Genomic DNA, 23,116 nt, shown 5'->3' on the forward strand with positions numbered 1-23,116 from the left:
CGATCAATTCTTCAGACCGACCGGCCGCGATACCTCATCCGAGCCCCGCGGGAAGGCGTAAGGATTCCGTCAAGATTCCGTGGGGCGGGTGTCAGCGGAGCGTCCAGAGCCCGGCACGGGGTCCAATACGCGCCCACGCTGGTCGAGTGGAGCTGCTACTCCCCCGGGTCGAGGGTGTAGCCGACACCCGGGGTGGTGACGAGGTAGCGCGGGTGGGCGGGATCGTCCTCGAGCTTGCGGCGGAGCTGAGCGGCGTAGACCCGCAGATAGTGGGTCTCCTTGGCGTAGGCCGGACCCCAGACCTCCTTGAGGATCTGGTCACGGGGCACCAGGCGGCCGACGTTGCGGGCCAGGAGCTCCAGGAAGGACCACTCGGTCGGCGTGAGGCGTACGTCGTCCCCCGCCCTGTGCACCCGCTTGCGGGCGAAGTCGATCTCCAGGTCGCCGACGCTCAGGGTGGTCGCGGCGGGCGGCGCGGACTCCTGGGAGCGGCGAACGGCCGCACGGAGCCGGGCCATCAGCTCGTTCATCGCGAACGGCTTGGTGACGTAGTCGTCGGCACCCAGGTCGAGCGCCTCGATCTTGTCGTCGCCGTGCTGACGCGCGGAGAGCACGACCACCGGCACCTGGGTCCAGCCCCGCAGGCCCTCGATCACCTCGGTGCCGTCCAGGTCCGGGAGCCCGAGATCGAGCAGGACGACGTCGGGGTGCGTCGCCGCCGCGGCGGCGAGCGCCGAGCGACCGTCGACCGCGGTCTCGACCTCCCAGCCGGCGGCGCGCAGGTTGATGGCGAGCGCGCGCAGCAGCGCAGGCTCGTCGTCGACGACGAGTACCCGGCTCATCGGGCTCCCTTCGCGCGCGGGACCGCGACGACCATGGTGAGCCCGCCGCCGGGGGTGTCCTCCGCCGACAGCCTGATCCCGAGTGCCTCGCTGAGTCCCTTGGCGACGGCGAGGCCGAGCCCCAGCCCGACGGCCGAGGTGTCGTCGAGGCGCTGGAACGGCTCGAACATGCGCTCCCGCTGCTCCTCGGGCACCCCCGGTCCACGATCGACGATCATCACCTCCACAGTCTCCGCCGTCTCGTGCGCGAGCACGCGTACCGGCTCGCCGGAGCGGGGTCCCTGGCCGCTGGCCCGGACGGCGTTGCTCACCAGGTTCGCGACGATCCGCTCCAGCAGGCCGGAGTCGGTGCGTACGAGCGGGGCGTCCTCGCCGACCTCGAGGGCCACCGATCCGGGCGGGAGACCGGCCACGGCGAGAGGAAGGGACTCCTCCAGGCTGACGTCGCGCAGCACGGGGTGCACCAGACCGGCCTCGACCCGGGAGAGGTCGAGCAGGTTGTCGATGAGCGCCTCGAGCTGGTCGGCGGACGTGGCGGCCGACTCGACCAGCTCCTTACGGTCCTCCTCCGGAACCCGGCCCACGAGCAGGCCGTCGAGGGCTGCGCGCATCGTGGCCAGCGGCGTACGCAGGTCGTGCGAGACCGCGCGGAGCAGCGCCGTCGAGGTCTGCTCGGCCCGTTCCAGGGCGAGTGCGCGGTCGGCCTGGTCGCGCAGCCGGCGATGCTCCAGCACCAGCGACGTCTGGACGGCGAAGGCCTCCAGGACCCGCCGGTCGCGGGCCCGCAGCGGGGTGCCGCGCAGGACGATCACATGGGTGTCGTCGACCGCGACCTGGGCGTCGCCCTGGTCGGGGTCGGCCGGATAGCCGATCCCGGCGCCCGCCAGCCGCACCCACCCCTGCGGTGTCTCCTCCAGCAGGACCACCGCCTGCTGGGCGAAGGTCTCGCGCACCCGGCTCACGATCGCCTCAGCGGTGTCCTGACCGGTGAGCACCGAGCGGGACAGTGCTCCCATCGTCGCCGCCTCGCCCTTGGCCTGGCGCGCTTCGTCCGCCCGCCGCGAGGCGCGGTCGACGACGGTGGCGACGCCCACCGCGACCGCGACGAAGATCACCAGCATCACCAGGTTGCGCGGCTCGGCGATGGTGAACCGGTGCACCGGCGGCGTGAACCACCAGTTCAGGTGCGCGAAGCCCGCCAGGGCCGCGACCACGGCGGGCCATCGCCCGCCGACCATCGCGACCAGGACGGTCGCGGCCAGCAGGAGCATGCTGGCCAGCGGGAGCTGGCCGGAGATGGGGCCCTCGATGCCGTCGTTGTGCAGCAGCCACACCAGGCCCACCGGCACCAGGAGGGCACTGATCCAGCCCAGGGCCTGCCGGGTGCGGCTGAGCGGTGAGCCGAGGCCGCCCCGGACCCGTGCGCCACGGGCGATCTCGTCGTGGGTCACCAGATGGACGTCGATCGAACCGGCCGCGGTCGCGATCCGGTCACCCGTGGTGCCGGTGAAGAATCTCCGCAGGCGTCCGTGACGGGAGACGCCGACGATGATCATGGTGGCGTTGGCGCCGGTCGCGAAGTCGACGACGGCGGACGCCGCATCTTCGCCGACGACGCTGTGGAAGGTCCCGCCCAGCGACGCCGTCAGCGCCTGCACGCGTTCGATCGACCCGGCCTCCGGCCGGGTCAGCCCGTCGGCGGTGACCACGTGCACCGCCAGCAGCTCGGACCCCTTCGCCCGCTGGCACAGCCGGGCCGCTCGCCGCAGCAGCGTCTCCGACTCCGGGCCGCCGGTGACCGCGACGACGATCCGCTCCTTGGTCGGCCAGGGGTGCTCGATCTGATGCTCGCGCCGGTAGTCGCCGAGCGCGTCGTCGACCCGGTCGGCCAGCCACAGCAGGGCCAGCTCACGCAGCGCGGTCAGGTTGCCGACCCGGAAGTAGGAGGTCAGGCTCGCGTCGATGTTCTCCGGCTTGTAGACGTTGCCGTGGGCCATCCGCCGCCGCAGCGCGTCGGGCGCCATGTCGACGAGCTGGATCTGGTCGGCGGTGCGGACCACCTCGTCCGGTACGGTCTCCCGCTGGCGTACGCCGGTGATCCGCTCGACCTCGTCGTTGAGCGACTCCAGGTGCTGGATGTTGACGGTCGTGATCACGTCGATGCCCGCCGCCCGGATCTGCTCGACGTCCTGGGCCCGCTTGGTGTGGCGGCTGCCGGGGACGTTGGTGTGTGCGAGCTCGTCGATGCAGACGACCTTCGGGTCACGGGCGATCACCGCCTCCACGTCCAGCTCGGTGAAGGTCGTCCCGCGATAGCGGAGCTCCCGGCGCGGGATCAGCTCGAGTCCGTCCAGCATCTCCGCGGTGTGCACGCGGTCGTGGGTCTCCACGAACCCGACGACCACGTCGGTCCCGCGGGCCACCCGCCGCCTCGCCTCGCCCAGCATCGCGTACGTCTTCCCGACCCCCGGCGCCGCGCCGAGGTACACGGTGAGCCGGCCGTGCCTGGGCACGGCCGGCTTCTCCGTCCTGCGATCGATGCTCACGAGGATCAGTGTGCCGCCTGCTTCACCGCGATGTTGAGCAGGAGCACGTTGACGCGCGCCTCGCCGAGCACGCCCCACGTACGTCCCTCGGTGCTCTCCTCGACGAGCTCACGCACCTTCGCCTCCGGGAGGTCGTTGGCCTTGGCCACCCGTGCGACCTGGAGGGAGGCGTACGCCGGGGAGATGTGCGGGTCGAGGCCGGAGCCGGAGGCGGTCACCGCGTCGGCGGGCACCTGGTCGGCCGGGACGCCCTCGCGGGCGGCGATCTCGGCCTTGCGCTCCTTGATCGCGTCGATCAGCGCCGGCTCCTCGGGACCGAGGTTGGACCCGTAGGTGGACATCGTGTCGTAGCCGTCGCCGGCGGCCGAGGGCCGTGGATAGAACAGCGCGGAGTCGTCGCTGACCTGCCCGAGCAGGGCAGAACCGGCGGCCTCGGACGGGTCGGTGGTGTGGCTCCCCTCGGCCGTCACCAGCGAGCCGTTGGCCTGCCAGGGGAAGGCGACCTGGGCGACGCCGGTGACGAGGAGCGGATAGCCGAGACCGAGCAGGAGGGTGGCCGCGAGGAGCACCCGGAGCCCTGCCCAGGAGTGCCGCAGAAGGGCGTAGATGTCGTTCATGGCAGTGATCACAGTCCTGGGATGAGAGAGAGGACGAGGTCGAGGAGCTTGATGCCCACGAAGGGAGCGATCAGGCCGCCGACGCCGTAGAGGAGGATGTTGCGACGCAGCAGCTCGACCGCCGACGAGGGCCGGTAGCGCACGCCGCGCAGCGCCAGCGGGATCAGCGCGATGATGATCAGTGCGTTGAAGACGACCGCCGAGACGATGGCGGACTCCGGCGTGGAGAGCCGCATGACGTTGAGCACCTCGAGCTGCGGGAAGGCGACCACGAACATCGCCGGCAGGATCGCGAAGTACTTCGCGATGTCGTTGGCCACCGAGAAGGTGGTCAGCGCGCCTCGGGTGATGAGCAGCTGCTTGCCGATCTCGACCACGTCGATGAGCTTGGTCGGGTCGGAGTCGAGGTCCACCATGTTGCCGGCCTCCTTGGCCGCGGTGGTGCCGGTGTTCATCGCCACCCCGACGTCGGCCTGGGCGAGCGCGGGAGCGTCGTTGGTGCCGTCGCCGCACATCGCGACCATCCGGCCGCCACGCTGCTCCTTCCGGATCAGCGCCAGCTTGTCCTCCGGGGTCGCCTCGGCGAGGAAGTCGTCGACCCCCGCCTCCTTGGCGATGGCCGCGGCGGTGGCGGCGTTGTCGCCGGTGATCATCACCGTGCGGATGCCCATGGCGCGCATCTCGTCGAACCGCTCGCGGATGCCGTCCTTGACGACGTCCTTGAGGTGCACGATGCCCAGCACCCGCGCCCGCTCGCGGTCGCGCTGCTCGGCGACGACGAGCGGCGTACCGCCCTCGGCGCTGATGTCCCCCGCGATCACGTACGTCTCGGGCGGAACGGTGCCGCCGTTCTCCTCGACCCAGGCGGCCACGGCCGAGGCAGCGCCCTTGCGGATCTTGAGGTCGGGCGCGTCCAGGCCGCTCATCCGGGTGGTCGCGGAGAACTCGACCATCGTGGCGCCGGCCGGGCCGGCGGCGCTGCGCCCGACGAGGTGCAGGATGCTGCGCCCCTCCGGGGTCAGGTCCGCGAGGCTCGCCTGCACCGCGGCGTTCTCGACGGCGGTCAGGGTGACCCCGGTGACCGGGAGGATCTCGGTGGCCTGCCGGTTGCCGTAGGTGATCGTGCCCGTCTTGTCGAGCAGGAGGACGTCGACGTCACCGGCCGCCTCGACCGCCCTTCCTGACATCGCCAGGACGTTGCGGCGTACGAGCCGGTCCATGCCGGCGATGCCGATGGCGCTCAGCAGGGCGCCGATGGTGGTCGGGATCAGGCAGACCAGCAGGGCGATCAGCACCAGCCACGACTGGTGGGCACCGGAGTAGTCGGCGAGGAAGTAGAGCGTCCCGCAGACGACCACGAAGATCACCGTCAGGGTCGAGAGCAGCACGTTGAGCGCCATCTCGTTGGGCGTACGCTGCCGCTCCGAGCCCTCGACCAGCGCGATCATCCGGTCGACGAAGGAGTGACCGGGATCGGAGGTGATCCGCACGACGATCCGGTCGGAGAGCACCGTGGTGCCGCCGGTGACCGCGGACCGGTCGCCGCCCGACTCCCGGATCACCGGTGCGCTCTCGCCGGTGACCGCCGACTCGTCGACCGAGGCGACCCCCTCGATGATGTCGCCGTCGCCGGGGATCCGCTCCCCTGCGCTGACGACGACCGTGTCACCGGCCCTCAGCGACGTGGAGGGGACGGCCTCCTCGCTGCCGTCCGGGCGCAGCCTCCGGGCGGAGGTCTCGGTCTGCAGGGCGCGCAGGCTGGCCGCCTGGGCCTTGCCGCGGCCCTCGGCCACCGACTCGGCCAGGTTGCCGAAGACCACGGTCAGCCACAGCCAGGCCGTGACCAGCCAGCCCATGACGCTCGGGTCGAGGATCGACAGCACGGTGGTCACCGCGGCACCGATCTCGACCACCAGCATGACCGGGGTGGCGATCAGCAGGCGCGGGTCGAGCTTGCGGAAGGCGCCCGGCACCGCCTCCTTGATCTGGGCGAGCGAGAGCACCCCGCTCGCCGCCGGCACCGGGTGCCGCTCGTGGTGGTGCTCCTGGGCCTCGTCGGTGTCAGGAGTGGGGGAAAGAACGTTGAACTGGGTCATGACAGCGACTCCACGATCGGACCGAGGGCAAGAGCAGGGACGTACGTCAGGCCGACCACGACCAGCGCGACGCCGGTGAGCAGCGCGACGAAGAGCGGCCGGTGGGTGGGCAGCGTGCCGGCGCCGGCGGGCAGGTGCTGCGCGGTGGCGAAGCGACCGGCCAGGCCGAGCACGAAGACGATCGGCAGGAACCGCCCGAAGAGCATCAGCAGCCCGAGCAGGGTGTTCCAGAACGGGGTGCCCGCGGTCAGCCCACCGAAGGCGGAGCCGTTGTTGTTGGCGGCCGAGGTCACGGCGTACAGCGCCTCGGAGAAGCCGTGGGCGCCCGAGTTGAGCATGCCCGCCGGTCCGGCCGGAAAGCTGACCGCGATCGCGGCCCCGCCCAGCACGAGGATCGGCGTGGCCAGGATGTAGAGGGCGACCAGCACGATCTCGGGTCGACCGATCTTCTTGCCCAGGTACTCCGGCGTACGTCCCACCATCAGGCCGCACAGGAAGACCGTGACGACGGCCAGCATGAGCATCCCGTAGAGCCCGGAGCCGACGCCGCCGGGCGCCACCTCGCCGAGCATCATGTTGAACATCGCGATCCCGCCGCCCGGCGCGGTGAGGCTGTCGTGCATCGCGTTGACCGCGCCGGTCGAGGTGCCGGTCGTCGAGGACGCGAAGAGCGCCGAGGCGGCCTCGCCGAAGCGGGTCTCCTTGCCCTCCATCGCGCCACCGGCGAGCTGCGGGGCGGTGCCGGGTCCGGCCATCTCGGCCCAGGTCAGCAGGGCGACCGCACCGAGCCACAGCGTCGCCATCGTGGCGAGCACCGCGCCGCCCTGACGCCGGTCCTTCACGATCAGCCCGAACGCCCAGGCCATCGCGAACGGGATCACCAGGAGCAGGAAGATCTCGAGCAGGTTGGTGAACGGGGTCGGGTTCTCGAACGGGTGCGCCGAGTTCACGTTGTAGGGGCCGCCACCGTTGGTACCGAGCTCCTTGATCACCTCCTGGCTGGCGATCGCACCGGAGGTGAGGATCTGCTGCCCGCCATCCAGCGTGGTCATCGCGAGGTCGGCGCGGAGGTTCTGGATCGCCCCGAAGCCCACGAGCACGAGCGCCCCGACGAACGAGATCGGCAGCAGGACGCGCAGGGTGGTGCGGACGAGGTCTGCCCAGAAGTTGCCGACGCGGCCGTTGCCGCGCCCACGGGCGAGCCCGCGCGCGAAGGCTGCCGCGACCGACATGCCGACGGCGGCGGAGACGAAGTTCTGCACGGTCAGGCCGGCCATCTGGAGCAGGTTGCCCGCGGCGGCCTCACCGGAGTACCACTGCCAGTTGGTGTTCGTCACGAACGAGACCGCGGTGTTCCAGGCGCCGTCGCTGGGGAACGGGTCGAAGCCGAGGCTCAACGGCAGCCACTGCTGCGTCCGCGTGAGGAGGTAGAGGAACAGCACCCCGACCAGGGAGAACCCGAGCACCGCGAGCGCGTACGAGCGCCAGCGCTGGTCCGCGTCGGGGTCGACGCGCAGCACCCGGTAGACCAGCGTCTCGACGCGCAGGTGCTTCTCGGAGGTGTAGATGTGGGCGAGGTACCTGCCCAGGAACGGGACCGCGAGAGCCAGCGCGGCGATCAGGGCGACGATCTGCAGGACGGCGGCGGTGACGGCGTTCATCGGCCCACCGTCCGCGGCTCTGTCTCAGTGGGGGCGACGTCGGTGTCGGAGGGTTCGCCCAGTCGTCGGTCGATGACTCCGACCAACGCGGCGAGCCCGGCGAAGGACACCAGCGTGATGAGGATGTAGACGAGATCTAGCACGGCTCCATTGCATCCCCGCGCGTGGGCGTGGAGGCCCCGCCTTGACGGTTCCCTGACGGCGTACGCCGCGCGATTGACGCATCCTTGACCCGGTCGTCCCGGAACGAGCCGAGCGCCGGACGTACCCGGGTACGTCCGGCGCTCGCGAGCTCTACGGCCTAGAGGACGACCAGCCGCATGAGCACGCTCAGGGCGGTGGCGACCAGTGCGGCGACGGCGACCATCAGGGCTCCGCCGTACCCGGGCCCGGCGGTCATGCGGCGACCTTCTCGACGAGGACGGCGGGCGAGCCGGGACGGCGGCGGGAGGCTGCGTGAGCCCCGCCGTCGTCCGGCCCTCCTCGGGTTCTTCGTGAGCGGTCGGCCGGTGCATCGTGGAACGGGACTCGTAGAGACACACCTGCGACGCTAGGCGCGTTGGGGCGTCGGATCCGTTCCGCTGACGCATCGCTGACGGTGACGGCGTCCGCGTTGATGGTTCCCTGATGCCTCCACGACTACCTGAGCCGAGCGTGCTGGACCTACGATGTCCCGGTGCGGACGTGGATCCGTACGAACGAGGCATCCGGGCTGCAGCCCCGCGAGCGAGGAAGAGAGAGGAGGTGGCCGGCATGGACGGTCAACCTCCGAGTACCACCTCGCCCTGACCGGTCCGGACACCTGGAGAACGTGCCCGGGCCGGCGCGACGCGTCTGTTCGTCGCCGTCCCGCTCGCTCGCAGCATCCAGGAGGCCACCATGTCCGAGCGCCCGTTCAAGTCCCTGCGCGCCCTCACCAAGCAGCGCCGCTCCGACCCGCCGAAGGTCCCGCCGACGACCTCACCGCAGGGCGGAGGCGGTCGGTCCTCGATGCCGACGCCGGTGACTCGCGGCAGCATGATCGACAGCGCCGTCTACGTCGGCGGCGACCGTGTCGACTCACCCTCGACGCTGGCCGACACCTACCGCTCGCTCCACGAGCACGACGACGCGATGGCCTGGATCGGTCTCTACCAGCCCAACCAGCACGAGCTGGCCTCGCTGGCCGACGAGTTCGGCCTGCACGAGCTCGCCGTCGAGGATGCGATCCTGGCTCACCAGCGGCCGAAGATCGAGCGCTACGACGACACCCTGTTCGTGGTGCTGCGGGCGGCCTGGTACGTCGACGAGACCGAGGACATCGACTTCGGTGAGCTGCACCTCTTCGTCGGCCCCGACTTCGTGCTCACCGTGCGCCACGGCGCCCAGCCCGACCTCTCCCCCGTACGCCGCCGGATGGAGAGCAACCCAGATCTGCTCCGGCTCGGCCCGGAGGCGGTGCTGTACGCCATCCTCGACCGCGTCGTCGACGGCTACGCGCCGGTCGTGGCCGGGCTCGCCAACGACATCGACGAGATCGAGACCGAGATGTTCCGCGGCGACACCCAGGTCTCGCGCCGCATCTACGAGCTCTCCCGCGAGGTCGTCGAGTTCCAGCGGGCGACCCGTCCCCTGCTGGGCGTCGTACGCTCCCTGGCCGCCGGCTTCTCCAAGTACCGCACCGACGAGGAGCTCCAGCGCTACCTGCGCGACGTCGAGGACCACGTCATCGGCACCGTCGAGCAGATCGACGAGTTCCGCAACCTGCTGCGCGACATCCTCACCGTCAACGCCACCCTGGTCGCCCAGCAGCAGAACGAGGAGATGAAGGCGCTCAGCGAGCTCAGCGTGCAGCAGAACGACGAGGTCAAGAAGATCTCCGGCTGGGCGGCCATCCTGTTCGCCCCCACGCTGGTCGGCACGGTCTACGGGATGAACTTCGACTTCATGCCCGAACTGCAGTGGCGCTACGGCTACTTCATGGCGCTCGGGCTGATGCTCACCGTCAACGTCGTGCTCTACATCCTCTTCCGCCGCCGCAACTGGATCTGACGGGGCCGGGCACCGGAACCGATCCGCTGCCCGGGCCCGCCGGGCCGTCGGCAACAATGTGCCCCATGCTGAAGCTGCGGATCACTTCGCCGACGCACCTGACACCCTCGGTTCTCGAGATCCTCACCGCCGATCCCGCGGTCAGCGAGCTCTCGTCGCTGCCGGGGGCCTCCCTGCGTCCCGAGGGCGACGTGGTGCTCGCCGCGGTCGCCCGGGAGGCGGCCAACGACATCATCGACCGGCTCCGCGGGCTCGGCATCCCCCGGGAGGGCAGCCTTCACGTCGAGCCCGTGCAGACCTGGATGTCCGAGGCCGGCCTGGCCGCCGACCACCTCGCTCCGGGAAGCAGCGCCGACTCGGTGGTGTGGGCGGACGTGACACAGCGGGCCTACGACGACACCGAGGCCAACTGGTCCTTCCTCAGCCTGATCAGCCTGGCCACGATACTGGCCGGCATCGCGATCGTCCTCGACTCCCAGATCCTCGTCATCGGGGCGATGGTCATCGGGCCGGAGTTCGGCGCGATCGCCGCACTCGGGGTCGCCCTGGTACGCCGCCGCTTCGGGTTGCTCGGCCGGTCGCTGCGTACGTTGCTGGTGGGGTTCGCGGTCGGCATCGCCGTGACTACGGCGGCCGCGCTCGTCGCCCGCACACTGGGCTGGGTCACGACCGCGCACGTCACCGCCGAGCGGCCGGGCACGGCCTTCATCTACACCCCCGACAAGTGGTCCTTCATCGTCGCGCTGATCGCGGCGGCCGCGGGCGTGCTCGCGGTGACCTCGGCCCGGGCCGGCAACCTGTCCGGGGTGTTCATCTCGGTCACCACGATCCCCGCGGCCGCCAACGTCGCGCTCGGGCTCGCCTTCGGGCTCGGCGAGGAGATCTGGGGCAGCGCCCTGCAGCTCGTCGTCAATGTCGCCGGGATGGCGCTCGCCGGATGGCTGACGCTCCTGGTCCAGCAGTTCGTGTGGCAGCGCATCTCCGAACGTCGCGCGCTGCTGACGGCGCGGCTCAGGAAACGCTGACAAAGGTCCCGTTTCTCGACAACTGCCGCATGCACTGAGAGGCTACTGGACTCAAGCACAACATTCTGCCGATCAGAGCCATCTCGGAGGGCGCATGCAGGCAATTCAGCGGGCCATCGTCGGAGTCGGGCTTGTCCTCGTCGCCGTGGTCGCGATGGCACTGCTCATCCCACGTCTGGCGGGACCGGACCCGTCCGGCCAGCCCCCGGCGCAGGCCACCGGCCCGCAGGTTCCGCTCGCGGACGGACCCGCCGGACCACCGGAGCCCGTCGACGCCGCCGAGGACACCTCGGTCGGGACGCTGCCTCCCCCGGACGCCTCGCGCGCCACCGAGCTGGTCTCCCGTGACCTCCTCGCGCCGTCCGCCCCCGCTCAGGACTCGCGGGACGCCCAGACGCCGAGCGACGACGATTCGCTGAGCGCGCGGAAGGCGCGCCCGGCCGAGAAGCCGGCCGAGACCTCCGCCCCGGCGTTCCCCCAGCACGACTTCACGATCAGCCAGGACGGCTGGGAGTGGGGCGACTGGGACGGCGACGAGCGCGACAGCGACAGCGACTGCCGGCGCGGGGACCGCTACGACCGGTATGACCGCCGCTACGACTGCGACGACCACGACTGGCGCAACTGAGGCCTACAGCACGCTCTCGATGGCCGCGCGCACCTCGGCGCTCGGCTCGACGGCCTTCCCGGACGCCAGGTCGTAGAAGACCAGCGTGACCTGACCGCGGGCGAGCCTGAGGTCACCGTCGGCGATCTCGGACTCGATCGTCATCGACTTGGTGCCCAGCCGGGAGACGTGGCTCCACACGTCGTACGGCTCGGAGCGGGCGAGGATCGGCGCGTGGTAGGAGACGTCGGTCTGGGCGACGACGACGGACGGCCAGGTGTCGAGGCCGTGGTGCGACCTGAGCCGCTGCATCAGCGCCACCCGCGACTCCTGGAAGTACTCGAAGTACTTCACGTTGTTCACGTGCCCGTAGGCGTCGACGTCGGAGAACCGGACGAAGAGCGGGAAGCGGCCCTGCTCGAGGCGCTTCGGCTCACCCAGGGCCAGCGGCTTCGGCGCCCAGCCGTCCGGATCGGTCTCGAGGTAGGGCTCGAGGTTGGCCTTCTCCCCCGCCTTGAGCCGGCGCGGCGACTCGGTGGAGAAGACGTACGGCGCCAGGACCGTGCTCGCCCGCAGGAAGACCGTGCGGGTGCCGTCCGGCGCGGTGCGGAAGATCTCGTAGGCCATCGTGAAGCTCGCCGCCCGGATCTCGGTCACCCAGGACTCCACGTAGACCGGCGTGAAGTCGAAGAGCAGCGGGGCGACGTACGTGACCTGGTGGCTGGCCACCACGACACCCTCGGCCAGCCCCTGGGTCTGCGGGCTTCGGGCATGCGTGCGCAGCATGTCCACGCGCGCCTCTTGGAGGTAGTCGACGTAGACGACGTTGTTGACGTGGCCGAGCATGTCGAGGTCGGCCCAGCGCATGGGGCATTCGTAGAGGTGGCGCACGTGGCCGATCCTTCCAGACCATCTTGGGCACTGGGCCTGGTCACCACGGAGCGGGCGGGCGAGTATGGTGTCGACCACAGTCCTCTACTCATCAGTAACCGGGAGTCTTCATGCCTGAGGCAGTCATCGTCGCCGCCGCCCGCACCCCGATCGGGCGAGCCAACAAGGGATCTCTGAAGGACTTCCGTCCCGACGACCTCGCCGCCCTGATCACCAAGGAAGCCGTCGGGAAGGTAGAGGGTCTCGACCCCAACGACATCGACGACCTGCTGCTGGGCTGTGGCCTGCCGGGCGGTGAGTCCGGCAACAACATGGGCCGCGTGGTCTCCGTGCTCAACGGCTGGGACAAGGTGCCCGGCGCGACCATCACCCGCTACTGCTCCTCCTCGGTGCAGACCTCGCGGATGGCACTGCACGCGATCAAGGCCGGCGAGGCCGACATCATCGTCTCGGCCGGCGTCGAGACCGTGTCCCGCTTCGTCAAGGGCACCTCCGACCACCTGCCCGACACCGTCAACCACCTCTTCGACGACGCCCAGTCGCGGACCGCCGCGACCGCCGCCTCCAACGAGAAGTGGCACGACCCGCGCGAGGACGGCCTGCTGCCCGACGTCTACATCGCCATGGGCCAGACCGCGGAGAACCTCGCCACCTCGCGCGGTATCTCCCGCCAGGAGATGGACGAGTTCGGCGTACGTTCGCAGAACCTCGCCGAGAAGGCCATCGCCGACGGCTTCTGGGCCCGCGAGATCACCCCGGTCACCACCCCCGACGGCACCGTCGTCTCGGCCGACGACGGCCCCCGCGCCGGCGTCACCCTGGAGGCCATCTCCGGCCTCAAGCCGGTCTTCCGCGAGGACGGCACCGTCACCGCCGGCAACTGCTGCGCCCTCAACGACGGCGCCGCCGCCGTCGTGGTCATGTCCGACACCAAGGCCGCCGAGCTCGGCGTCACCCCGCTCGCGCGGATCGTGTCCACCGGCGTCTCCGGCCTCTCCCCCGAGATCATGGGCCTCGGCCCGGTCGAGGCGACCCGCAACGCGCTGAAGTACGCCGGCATGTCGATCGGCGACATCGACCTGGTCGAGATCAACGAGGCCTTCGCGGCCCAGGTGATCCCGTCCTACCAGGACCTCGGCATCGACATCGACCGTCTCAACATCAACGGTGGCGCCATCGCCGTCGGTCACCCCTTCGGCATGACCGGCGCCCGCCTGCAGAACACCATGCTCAACAGCCTCGACTGGCACGACAAGACCACCGGTCTGATCACCATGTGCGTCGGCGGCGGCCAGGGCATGGCGATGATCCTCGAGCGCATCTGACAACCACGCCGACTCGGCGCGTCTGCCCCAGGCAAGCGCGCCGAGTCGGCGCGTCTGTCCCAACTGAGCGCGCCGAGTCGGCGCGTCTGTCCCAGCTGAGCGCGCCGAGTCGGCGCGTCTGTCCCGGTGTCAGCGCATCTCGATGCCGGGACGGTCGCTGATGAGATGGTCCGAGACGGCGTTCATCACGCGCCCCAGCGCGGCGAAGTCCTCCGGGCTGACCAGATCGATGAGGTACTCGCGTACGCCGGTGACGTGGACGTGGGCCGCGTCCCGCAGCAGCGCGAAGCCACGGTCGCTCAGCGTGGCGACGACGCCCCGGCCGTCCTCGGCCGAGTTGCGACGCTCGACGAGCCCCGCACGCTCCATCCGGGTGATCGTGTGGGTGACCCGGGAGCGCGAGTGCGCCAGGGAGTCGGCGAGCTGAGCCATCCGCATGGCACCGTCGTTCTCGGAGAGACGTACGAGGATCTCGTACTCCGGGAGCGAGATGTCGAAACGGGCGCGTAGATCGGCATCCAGGCGGTCATCGAGCAGGGTCATCCCCATCATCAGCGCACGCCAGGAGCGCTGTTGCTCTTCGTCCAGCCACCGAGTCTCATCACCCACGGGGCATTACGTTAGCCCGGCGTCCGCACCGATCCATGCACTGGCACCCATTTAAGGGTCACGAAATCGTCACCGGACGCCCGATCGAGACCTGGGACGAGAGCCCTGTCACGGTTGGGACCAAGGCCAGAACTCGGCCGGGACCTTAGCCCGGCCCCGCGGACGCGAGGCGCACTAAACAATTCGCCACCGATTCAGGTAAAGGCGAAGATTGTGCGGTGTCGACTCCCCCTGCTCTCGGACTCCGTGACTTCCTAGCCGCCCTTCCGCGCGAGGGCCGCTGGCTCCTGGCGACGGTCGCGATCCAGCTTCTCGGCCGCGGCATGACACTGCCGTTCACGATCATCTACCTGCACGAGGTACGCGGCTTCGACCTCGGCCTCGCCGGCACCCTGATGGGCCTGATCGCCATCGTCGGCTTCGTGGTCACCGGCCCGGCAGGCTCGCTGATCGACCGCTACGGAGCCCGCCCGGTGATCCTCGGCGGCCTGGTCTGCGCGATCGCCGGCGACATCATCCTCGCCTTCGCCGCCACACCGGTGCTCGCCGCGGCGGCGCTGGGCCTGCTGGGCGTCCAAGCCGGGGTCTCGTGGCCCGCGGCCAACGCGTTGGTGGCCACGGTGGTCGAGGGTGAGCTCCGACAGCGCTACTACGGCGTGAACTTCGCCCTGATCAACCTCGGCATCGGCGTCGGCGGTGTGATCGGCGGCCTCTTCATCGACGTGACCCAGCCCGAGACGTTCACCTACGCCTTCCTCGGCAACGCCGCCACCTTCACGATCCCGGCCCTCGTCCTGCTCGGCCCGCTGCGTCACCTGCACGGCCGGGCCGCGCGGCCCGCCGCCGACGAGCCCCACGCGACCGCGTCGTACGCCACGATCCTGCGCCGCCCCGAGGTCATCTGGCTGGTGGTGATCGGGGTGCTGCTCTCGACCCTCGGCTACGGCCAGATCGAGAGCGGGTTCCCGGCCTACTCGCGGCAGATCTCCGAGGTCTCCACGCGGGTCGTCGGATTCGCGTTCGTGGTGAACTGCGCGGTGATCGTGCTCGCCCAGTTCTGGGTGATGAACCGGGTCAGCGGCCGGCGCCGCACCCGGGTGCTGATCGCCACCGCGGCGATCTGGGGCGTTGCCTGGGCGGTGTTCGGGGCGACCGGCCTGGTGCCGGGCTCGGTGGCCGCCATCGTCGGCGTCGTCGCCTTCCAGGGCCTGTTCTTCGCGCTGGGCGAGACGCTGATGCAGTCGGCGTTCCCGGCGCTGACCAACGAGATGGCTCCCGACCATCTGCGTGGGCGCTACAACGCGATCAACTCGGCGTCGTTCCAGACCGGGGCGATCGTCGGCCCGATCCTGGCCGGGTTCCTGCTCGAGCACGGCCAGTCGACGGTGTTCATCGCGCTGATGGTGGTCGGCTGCCTCGGGATCGTCGCCGGCTCACTGCGACTCGAGCGCCGAATCACTCCCGCCGTGAACGGCGTACGTCCCGCCCTGATCGCCGAGTCGGCTCAAACTGAACCCGACGCCGGCCGAGTCGGCTCGTCATAACGCGCCGACTCGGCACCGGTTTCGGTCACAACGCGCCGACTCGGCGCGTCCGTACGAGACAGACGCGCCGAGTCGGCAGGGGTTCGATCAGTCGCGGGTGAGGCGACGGTGGGTGACGCGGTGGGGACGGGCGGCCTCAGGACCGAGGCGCTCGATCTTGTTGGCCTCGTAGGACTCGAAGTTGCCCTCGAACCAGAACCACTCGCCCTCCTTCTCCTCGGTGCCTTCCCAGGCGAGGATGTGGGTGGCGACGCGGTCGAGGAACCACCGGTCGTGGGAGGTGACAACGGCGCAGCCCGGGAAGTCGAGCAGCGCGTCCTCGAGGGAGGAGAGCGTCTCGACGTCGAGGTCGTTGGTCGGCTCGTCGAGCAGCAGCATGTTGCCGCCCTGCTTCAGGGTGAGCGCCAGGTTGAGACGGTTGCGCTCACCACCGGAGAGCACGCCGGCCTTCTTCTGCTGGTCGGGGCCCTTGAAGCCGAACGAGGCGACGTAGGCCCGCGAGTTCATCTCGAAGTTGGCGACCTTGATGAAGTCCAGGCCGTCGGAGACGACCTCCCAGACGTTCTTGTTGGGGTCGATGCCGCCGCGGCTCTGGTCGACGTAGGAGATCTTCACCGTCTGGCCGACGTTGAGCTCGCCGGCGTCGGGCGTCTCGGAGCCGGTGATCATCCGGAACAGGGTGGTCTTGCCGACACCGTTGGGGCCGACGACGCCGACGATGCCGGCGCGCGGGAGCGAGAACGAGATGTCGTCCCACAGCGTGCGGCCCTCGAAGCCCTTGGTCAGGCCCTTGGCCTCCATCACCACGTCACCCAGGCGCGGGCCCGGCGGGATGTTGATGTCGGCGGTATCGATCTTGCGGGCCTTGTCGGCCTCGGCAGCCAGCTCCTCGTAGCGAGCCAGACGCGACTTCGACTTCGTCTGGCGAGCCTTGGCGTTGGAGCGGACCCACTCCAGCTCCTTCTCGAGCATCCTGGCGCGCTTGGCGTCCTTGAGGCCCTCGACCTTGAGACGCTCCTTCTTGGTCTCCAGGTAGGTGGAGTAGTTGCCCTCGTAGCCGTGGATCGAGCCGCGGTCGACCTCGGCGATCCACTCGGCGACGTTGTCGAGGAAGTAGCGGTCGTGGGTGACCGCCAGGACGGCACCCTTGTAGGTCTTCAGGTGACCCTCCAGCCACTGCACCGACTCGGCGTCGAGGTGGTTGGTGGGCTCGTCGAGCAGCAGCAGGTCGGGCTCCTGCAGGAGCAGCTTGCACAGCGCGACCCGGCGGCGCTCACCACCGGAGAGGTTGTCGACGATCGCGTCGCCCGGAGGGCAGCGGAGCGCGTCCATCGCCTGCTCCAGCTTGGAGTCGATGTCCCACGCGTTGATGTTGTCCAGGTAGGTCTGGAGCTCACCCGTCTCCGCCATCAGGGCGTCCTGGTCGGCGTCGGGGTCGCCCATCTCCATGTAGGCGTCCTCGAGGCGCTTCATCTTCGACTTGATCTCGCCGACCGCCTCCTCCACGTTCTCGAGGACGGTCTTGCCCTCGGTCAGCGGCGGCTCCTGCTGGAGCATCCCGACGGTCGCGTCCTGGTCGCGGACGATGTCGCCGTTGTTGGGGTGGTCGAGCCCTGCCATCAGCTTGAGCAGCGAGGACTTACCCATACCGTTCGGGCCGACGACGCCGATCTTGGCACCGTGCAGGAACGAGAGAGTGACGTTGTCGAGGACGACCTTGTCGCCATGGGCCTTGCGCACATTGCGCAGGGAGAGGATGTAGTCGGCCATGGGGCCCACCCTAATGAGGGAGAGGCACGCCGGTACAACCGGCGCACCCCGCCGCCGACCCGGCGCGCGGCCCGACCCACCTCAGGCCGCCACGGAGCTTTCCGTCTCGGCGGTCTCCTCGGCGTCGTCGGCGGTCGCAGGCTTCTCCTCCCACGGGTCCGATCCGGGCGCACGCCAGTCGGCGATCGGGTCGCGCTCGGGGTCGTCGTCGCGAGCTTCGGGGCCCGGAGCGGCAACCGCGGCCAACGAACGCGGGTTGCGCGAGAGGCTGGTCATGCCGCGGTTGAGATCGTGGCCGACGACGTTCGCCTCGACCTCGAAGGTGTTGACCTCGAGACCGTCCTTGTTGACGTAGCTGCGGGCCGTCAGCCGGCCCTGGACGACGACGGGGTCGCCCTTGCGCAGGGAGCGACCGACGTTCTCCCCCAGCTGGCGCCAGGCACTCACCGTGAACCATTGGGTCACGCCGTCGCTCCACTCCCCGGACGCCCGGTTGAACTTCCGCGGGGTGCACGCGATCCGGAAGTTGGCCACCGACACCTCACCGACGCTGCGCACGATGGGGTCGGCGCCGACGTAGCCACGCAGGGTGATGATCGAGTCGTTCATCGTTGTCTCCTCAGTGTTCGCGCCCGCCTGGTGCGGGCCTCGGAGACAACCCTGCGCTCGACCACCGACAGTTCCGGGCGGCGTACGTCTGCCTGTGGACAACCCCGGATCGAACCGTCCCTGTGGACAGTGATCGGCCCGACCGCCAGGTCAGCGCAGCGCCTTGGCCACCCCGTGCCGGAGCGCGGTGTAGGCCGCCAGCTCGGTCTCGATCGGGTCGACGACGAGCTCGCGGGAGACCTCGGCGACCGCCGTACGCAGCCGCGCATCGGCCACCCGCGCCCGCCGCCGAGCGGTGCTGATCACCAGCAGGTGACACACCCACCACAGCAGCACCCCGAGCCCGACGCCTCCGATGAGCATCACGTAGGGCAGCTCGACCCCGGCGACCGACGGCGTCACCTCTCCGACCTGGGCGGCCCCAGAGAGCAGCAGCGCCACCGACCACACCAGCCCGACGCCGGCGACGATGATCAGCAGCCACTGGAGCGCCTTGACCAGCCCGGTCCACAGCGGCAGTCGCTCGGCGTTGAGGTCGACACCGCCGACCGAGGCGTCGAGCCTGTCGGCGAGATCCCCCATCCGCGAGACCGAGGCCCGCCGGATCGCGTCGCGCCACGGCGAGGCGAGCCCGGCACCGGCCTCGTCGGCCAGCTGACGCACCTCGGTGTCGACCCTCGCCCGCTCGACCGCGGTGGTCTGCGGCAGGGAGGTCCGGGCGCGCCCGGCCAGCTGGGTCGCCTCCTCGCCCAGTGCCAGGTGAAGTCGCTTCAACGGGTCCGGCTTCAGCCGGGAGACCCACGAGACCAGCGGCCAGCCGGTGGCCGCACGTGCCCGGGTGCGTACGGAACGCTCGACCGCGTCGACCACGGTCGGCACTCCCGCCGCCTCCGCGATGGCGTCCTCGAGGGCCTCGACCCGCGGCTTGGCCAGGGAGCGCGGTTTGGCGTCGCCGGAGGCCTTCGCGAGCTTGACCGCGGCGGACCTGATGTCGGCCGAGAGCCGGGACTTGTTGGCGCGCTTCGCCGCGGCCCGCTGGGCGATCTCGGTCTTGAGCTGCGGAATCCCCCAGCCGAGCTTGGCCGAGACCGGGATCACCGGGACGTTGCGCAGCCCGTCCTGATCCAGCAGCCGGCGTACGTCACCCAGCATCGACTCGCGACGGTCCTCGGGAACACGGTCGATGTGGTTGAGCACCACGACCATGATCTCGGAGTGGGTGCGGAGCGGCTGCAGGTAGCGGTCGTGGATGGCCGCGTCGGCGTACTTCTGCGGGTCGAGCACCCACACCAGCATGTCGGCGAGCTCGACCAGGCGGTCGACCTCGAGATGGTGGGAGACCTCGGTGGAGTCGTGGTCGGGGAGGTCGAGCAGCACGACGCCGTCGAGCTCGTGCCCCTCGCGGCGGGTGTCGAGCATCGAGTCGCGGGTGGTCTGGTGACGCTCGGGGATGCCCAGCCACTCGAGCAGCTCCTGAGCACCCTCCGAGCCCCACACGCACGCGGTCGCCCACGACGTGGTCGGCCGGCGGACGCCGACGGCGGAGAGCTCCAGCCCGGTCAGGGCGTTGAACGTGGACGACTTGCCCGACCCGGTCGCCCCGGCCACCCCGACGACCGTGTGGTCGGCGGAGAGCTTCAGGCGTCCCTGGGCCTTGTTGACCACGGTGCGCGCCTCCTCGACGAGCCCGTCGTCGAGGCGTCCCGTCGCGGCGGTGGTCGCAGCGGTCAGTCCGTCCAGTCGATCACCGAGGTCTCCACCCCGGCTGACCAGGTTCTTCGCACCTTCGAGCAGGCCGCTCAATGGTCCCCCTTCACGTCTTGGTCAGACACAGTCTGACAAGTCTCAGTCGTCGCCGCGCTGGCTGGCGAACCGGGCGTCGCCGACCTTACGCGCGGCGTGCCGCAGTCGCTCCGGTGCACCCTGATCGATCTGCAGCGCGTCGACCTGTCCTGTGTAGCGCGCACGCTCCTCGTCAACGAGCCCCACGATGCGTACCTCCAGCGCCTTGCGCGCCTTGGAGGCCAGCCCGCGCACGGCCTGGTCGCCGAAGACCGCCTCCAGCAGCTTCTGGCCGAGCAGGAGCGTGCCGCCGGCGATGCCCACCTCGGCACCGACGAGCGCTCCTCCGGTCGAGGCGAAGACGACCACCATCAGCGCGACGCCGAGGCCGTTGACCCCGTAGGAGAGGAACTTCGCCGTCGTACGCTTGTCCTGGCCCTCGCTGCGGACCATGTCGAGCACGTCCTGCTGCCAGTCGCGCACCGCGCGCTCGGCCTTGGGCCGCAGCGCTCGCGAGGCCCGGCCGAGGTCGGCGGGGCCGGCTGCCAGGAGCCCGCGTCCCGCCGGGCTCATCTGCCAGGCGGCCTCGGCCCTCTCGGCGGCCGCCTCGCACTGCTCCAGGATCAGCATCTCCAGGCCACCCTGCACGGCCGCGGTCACCCGCTCGGCCTGCTGGGGCTTGCCCTTGATCGAGCCCAGGATCCGGTCGCGGATCATCCCGACCCGGCTCTCGAGCGCCTTGAGGATCTCGCCGGTGCCGACGAACTCCTGCCAGCGGGCGAGCACCTCGCCGCGCAGCAGCGTGCCGTCGGCGGTCGCCGCCATGATCGACCTGAGCGCCTCGTCGTAGGCCATGTCCGCATCCGCACGCAGCCGCCGCGCCGCCTCTCCCTGACCGTCCGCGGTGTCGGCGATCGGGTGGACCTCGAGGGTCAGCGCCCGCACCGCACCGTCGAGCGTCTGGGTGACGACCTGGTGCCGGGCGGTGGCGTCGTCGGCGAGCATGTCGAGCCAGGCGCGTACCTCCGCGACGTGCTCGGCCGGCAGCAGCCCCTTCTCGGAGACCTCGCCCTCGTGGACGATGAAGAGCGGGGAGTCCTTGAGGCCGCGCGAGGCGAGCATCCGGGCCAGGTGGCCGGCGACGGTCTGGACGGCTTCGGTGGGGGTGCGGTCGAGCACGACGGCCACCGCGGTGGAGCGGTTGGCGGCGAGCTGCAGGAACTCCCACGGCACCTGGTCGGCATAGCGCGCGGCCGAGGTGACGAAGATCCACAGGTCGGCTGCGGCGAGCAGCTCGGCCGCGAGCACCCGGTTGGCCTCCTCGACCGAGTCGACGTCGGGCGCGTCCAGGATCGCCAGGCCGGGGTGGAGCCGGTCGCTGGCGACCAGCTGCAGCGCACCGGGGTCGTTGGTCGGGTGGTCGACCCGCTCCAGCTCGGGAAGCAGGCGGTCCTGACCGAACCAGCGGCCGTCCTCCGGGTTGTGCACCAGCACGGGCGAGCGCGTCGTCGGCCGCAGCAGCCCCGGCGTGGTCACCTTCGCGCCGACCAGCGAGTTGACCAGCGTCGACTTGCCGGCGCCGGTGGAGCCGCCCACGACCGCGAGCATGGGCGCGTCGATGGTCATCATCCGCGGGATGATGTAGTCCTCGAGCTGCTCGACCATGGTCTGCCGGGCCGCGCGCTGCTCCTCGGCGCCGGGCAGGTCCAGCGGCAGGGTGACCTCGGTCAGCGCCTGGTGGAGCTTCACCAGCGCGGTGACCATCCGGTTGCTCTCGCCGCCGGCGGCCAGGATCGCCGCCCGGGCGGCCTCGAACTCGGTGGTCGGCTTCTCGGCGAGCATCCCCGCCGTCTGCGCCTCGTAGGCGGTCGGGCCCAGCCCCGGAGCGATGTCCGGAGCGATGTCGTCGTGTGCCTGGTCCTCGGTCATCCTGTCATCACCTGTCCGCTCGGGAACGCGATGTGCGGACGTACCTCACTGATGCGGTCAACGTATGCCCTCCCCCGGGCGGCGAAGTCTGGCGGCGGGTTGCCGCGCAGGAATCGCCAGTGCAAGTATCCGAGCTCGATGGCAGCCTGCTGGTATTCACGCATCGCCGCAACCCCCTGAGCCCCTCCGTGGGTCGACGCGAACCTCCGCGCCTGCTCCCGCCGCCGCAGATCGACCACCCAGCCGATGTCGGTGTAGGGGATCAGACCCCGCTGGGCCGCGTCGGTCAGCGACCGGGTCAGCACGATGCGCTCGGACTTCCGGCGCCAGACCGCGAAGACCACCATCGACACGAACGCGGGCACCATCAGCACGACGTACGCCAGCAGGAAGCCGGCCCCGTCGAAGAGCAGTGTCGAGCCGTTCCAGGTGCCGTGGGTGAGCACCGCGACGGCGTAGCCCAGGAGCGGCGCGACCACCTTCAGCCAGCGCTTGCGGGTCACCACCGCGACGCCGATGCCGATGCCGGTGAAGGCGGTGAAGAGCGGGTGGGCGAACGGGCTGAACAGGCAGCGCATCACGAAGACGACGGTGAACTCACCGATGTGTCCGGCCGAGCTGTCGCCCATGCCGGGCGTGCCGTTGTAGGTGCCGCCGAGATAGAGGATGTTCTCGGTGAAGGCGAAGCCGATGCCGACCATGCCGGCGTAGACGATCCCGTCCAGCACGCCGTCGAGGAGATGGCGTCGCCAGAACAGCAGCACGAAGAGGAACAGTCCCTTGGCCGCCTCCTCGGTGACCGGCGCGACGATCGCCAGCTGGGTCGCCTCGCTCCACCCGGCGAGCAGCGCCCCGACGCTCTGCACGATCAGCGCCGCTGCCACCGCGATGAAGGCGCCCCACCCCAGGCCGAGCGCCAGCAAGGACTTCGGCTCGGGTTCGTAGCGGTCCAGCCACAGGAAGGCGTAGACCAGCGGCACCACCGGGACGGCCGCGAAGAGCACCCCGAGGATGGCGCCGGTCGGAGCGAGCTGGTCGTCGACCACGCTTGTGCTCAGCAGAACGACCCCGAGCACGGGCAACGAGGTCAGCACGACAAGCACGCCCACCACGATGGTGAACGTGCGGCTGCTTCTTGTCGGATCCTTCGGGATCGCCCCCATGCGCGCCAGACTATCGGGCGTCCGGCCCGCACGTGCGACCAGACACCGTTCGGACACCCTCACGGGCCC

Annotated in this window: 17 protein-coding genes; 5 read left to right on the plus strand and 12 right to left on the minus strand. The window is 70.4% G+C overall.

Annotated elements, in window-relative coordinates; all coding sequences use genetic code 11:
• Positions 1-155 precede the first annotated feature (155 nt).
• The 5 genes from HD557_RS21375 to kdpA are packed head-to-tail and all read right to left on the minus strand — an operon-like array spanning position 156 to position 7,762.
• Positions 156-842 carry a response regulator gene (locus tag HD557_RS21375; protein WP_196875377.1) on the minus strand — a complete coding sequence of 229 codons (687 nt, stop codon included), beginning with the start codon at positions 840-842 and terminating at the stop codon, positions 156-158.
• On the minus strand, positions 839-3,388 hold the full coding sequence (locus HD557_RS21380) for a DUF4118 domain-containing protein (protein ID WP_196875378.1): 2,550 nt from the start codon (positions 3,386-3,388) through the stop codon (positions 839-841). The genes HD557_RS21375 and HD557_RS21380 overlap by 4 nt, the downstream gene beginning before the upstream one ends.
• A gap of 5 nt (positions 3,389-3,393) precedes the next feature.
• The gene (gene kdpC / locus HD557_RS21385; RefSeq protein WP_196875379.1) at positions 3,394-4,005 is read right to left on the minus strand and encodes a potassium-transporting ATPase subunit KdpC; all 612 of its coding nucleotides are present in this window, start codon (positions 4,003-4,005) and stop codon (positions 3,394-3,396) included.
• Between the two features lie 8 nt (positions 4,006-4,013).
• The gene (gene kdpB / locus HD557_RS21390; protein WP_231380398.1) at positions 4,014-6,101 is read right to left on the minus strand and encodes a potassium-transporting ATPase subunit KdpB; all 2,088 of its coding nucleotides are present in this window, start codon (positions 6,099-6,101) and stop codon (positions 4,014-4,016) included.
• Positions 6,098-7,762 (minus strand): potassium-transporting ATPase subunit KdpA, encoded by a 1,665-nt coding sequence (gene kdpA, locus HD557_RS21395; protein WP_196875380.1) that lies wholly within the window; start codon positions 7,760-7,762, stop codon positions 6,098-6,100. The genes kdpB and kdpA overlap by 4 nt, the downstream gene beginning before the upstream one ends.
• Before the next feature lie 879 nt (positions 7,763-8,641).
• On the opposite strand from kdpA, the gene corA reads away from it, so the two are divergent.
• The 3 genes from corA to HD557_RS21410 all read left to right on the plus strand — a co-directional run bounded on the left by corA (position 8,642) and on the right by HD557_RS21410 (position 11,446).
• Positions 8,642-9,793 (plus strand): magnesium/cobalt transporter CorA, encoded by a 1,152-nt coding sequence (gene corA / locus HD557_RS21400; RefSeq protein WP_008363443.1) that lies wholly within the window; start codon positions 8,642-8,644, stop codon positions 9,791-9,793.
• Between the two features lie 65 nt (positions 9,794-9,858).
• The gene (locus HD557_RS21405; RefSeq protein WP_196875381.1) at positions 9,859-10,818 is read left to right on the plus strand and encodes a DUF389 domain-containing protein; all 960 of its coding nucleotides are present in this window, start codon (positions 9,859-9,861) and stop codon (positions 10,816-10,818) included.
• A gap of 94 nt (positions 10,819-10,912) precedes the next feature.
• The gene (locus tag HD557_RS21410) at positions 10,913-11,446 is read left to right on the plus strand and encodes a hypothetical protein (protein ID WP_196875382.1); all 534 of its coding nucleotides are present in this window, start codon (positions 10,913-10,915) and stop codon (positions 11,444-11,446) included.
• Positions 11,447-11,449: 3 nt separating this feature from the next.
• On the opposite strand, the gene HD557_RS21415 is transcribed toward HD557_RS21410, so the two are convergent.
• Entirely contained in the window at positions 11,450-12,292 is an 843-nt protein-coding gene (locus tag HD557_RS21415) for an acyl-CoA thioesterase (protein WP_231380399.1), read from the minus strand.
• Between the two features lie 134 nt (positions 12,293-12,426).
• On the opposite strand from HD557_RS21415, the gene HD557_RS21420 reads away from it, so the two are divergent.
• On the plus strand, positions 12,427-13,641 hold the full coding sequence (locus tag HD557_RS21420; protein ID WP_008363437.1) for an acetyl-CoA C-acetyltransferase: 1,215 nt from the start codon (positions 12,427-12,429) through the stop codon (positions 13,639-13,641).
• 129 nt (positions 13,642-13,770) lie between these two features.
• Here the strand turns inward: HD557_RS21420 and HD557_RS21425 are convergent, their stop codons facing one another.
• Complete coding sequence (locus HD557_RS21425) at positions 13,771-14,250, minus strand: MarR family winged helix-turn-helix transcriptional regulator (RefSeq protein ID WP_196875384.1); 480 nt, start codon at positions 14,248-14,250, stop codon at positions 13,771-13,773.
• A 218-nt stretch (positions 14,251-14,468) separates the two neighbouring features.
• On the opposite strand from HD557_RS21425, the gene HD557_RS21430 reads away from it, so the two are divergent.
• Complete coding sequence (locus HD557_RS21430; RefSeq protein ID WP_196875385.1) at positions 14,469-15,794, plus strand: MFS transporter; 1,326 nt, start codon at positions 14,469-14,471, stop codon at positions 15,792-15,794.
• A gap of 87 nt (positions 15,795-15,881) precedes the next feature.
• Here the strand turns inward: HD557_RS21430 and ettA are convergent, their stop codons facing one another.
• The 5 genes from ettA to HD557_RS21455 form a co-directional block, all read right to left on the minus strand.
• Entirely contained in the window at positions 15,882-17,564 is a 1,683-nt protein-coding gene (gene ettA, locus HD557_RS21435; protein WP_196875386.1) for an energy-dependent translational throttle protein EttA, read from the minus strand.
• 81 nt (positions 17,565-17,645) lie between these two features.
• Complete coding sequence (gene ssb, locus HD557_RS21440; RefSeq protein ID WP_196875387.1) at positions 17,646-18,173, minus strand: single-stranded DNA-binding protein; 528 nt, start codon at positions 18,171-18,173, stop codon at positions 17,646-17,648.
• Between the two features lie 150 nt (positions 18,174-18,323).
• A complete protein-coding gene (locus HD557_RS21445; protein ID WP_008363432.1) occupies positions 18,324-19,976 on the minus strand; it encodes a GTPase family protein in 1,653 nt (550 codons plus the stop codon).
• 42 nt (positions 19,977-20,018) lie between these two features.
• Entirely contained in the window at positions 20,019-21,884 is a 1,866-nt protein-coding gene (locus HD557_RS21450; RefSeq protein WP_008363431.1) for a GTPase domain-containing protein, read from the minus strand.
• Complete coding sequence (locus tag HD557_RS21455; RefSeq protein ID WP_008363428.1) at positions 21,881-23,047, minus strand: PrsW family intramembrane metalloprotease; 1,167 nt, start codon at positions 23,045-23,047, stop codon at positions 21,881-21,883. Before HD557_RS21455 ends, HD557_RS21450 begins: the two co-directional genes overlap by 4 nt.
• Between the last annotated feature and the right edge of the window lie 69 nt (positions 23,048-23,116).

This window comes from Nocardioides luteus (genome assembly GCF_015752315.1).
Taxonomy (GTDB): Bacteria; Actinomycetota; Actinomycetes; order Propionibacteriales; family Nocardioidaceae; genus Nocardioides.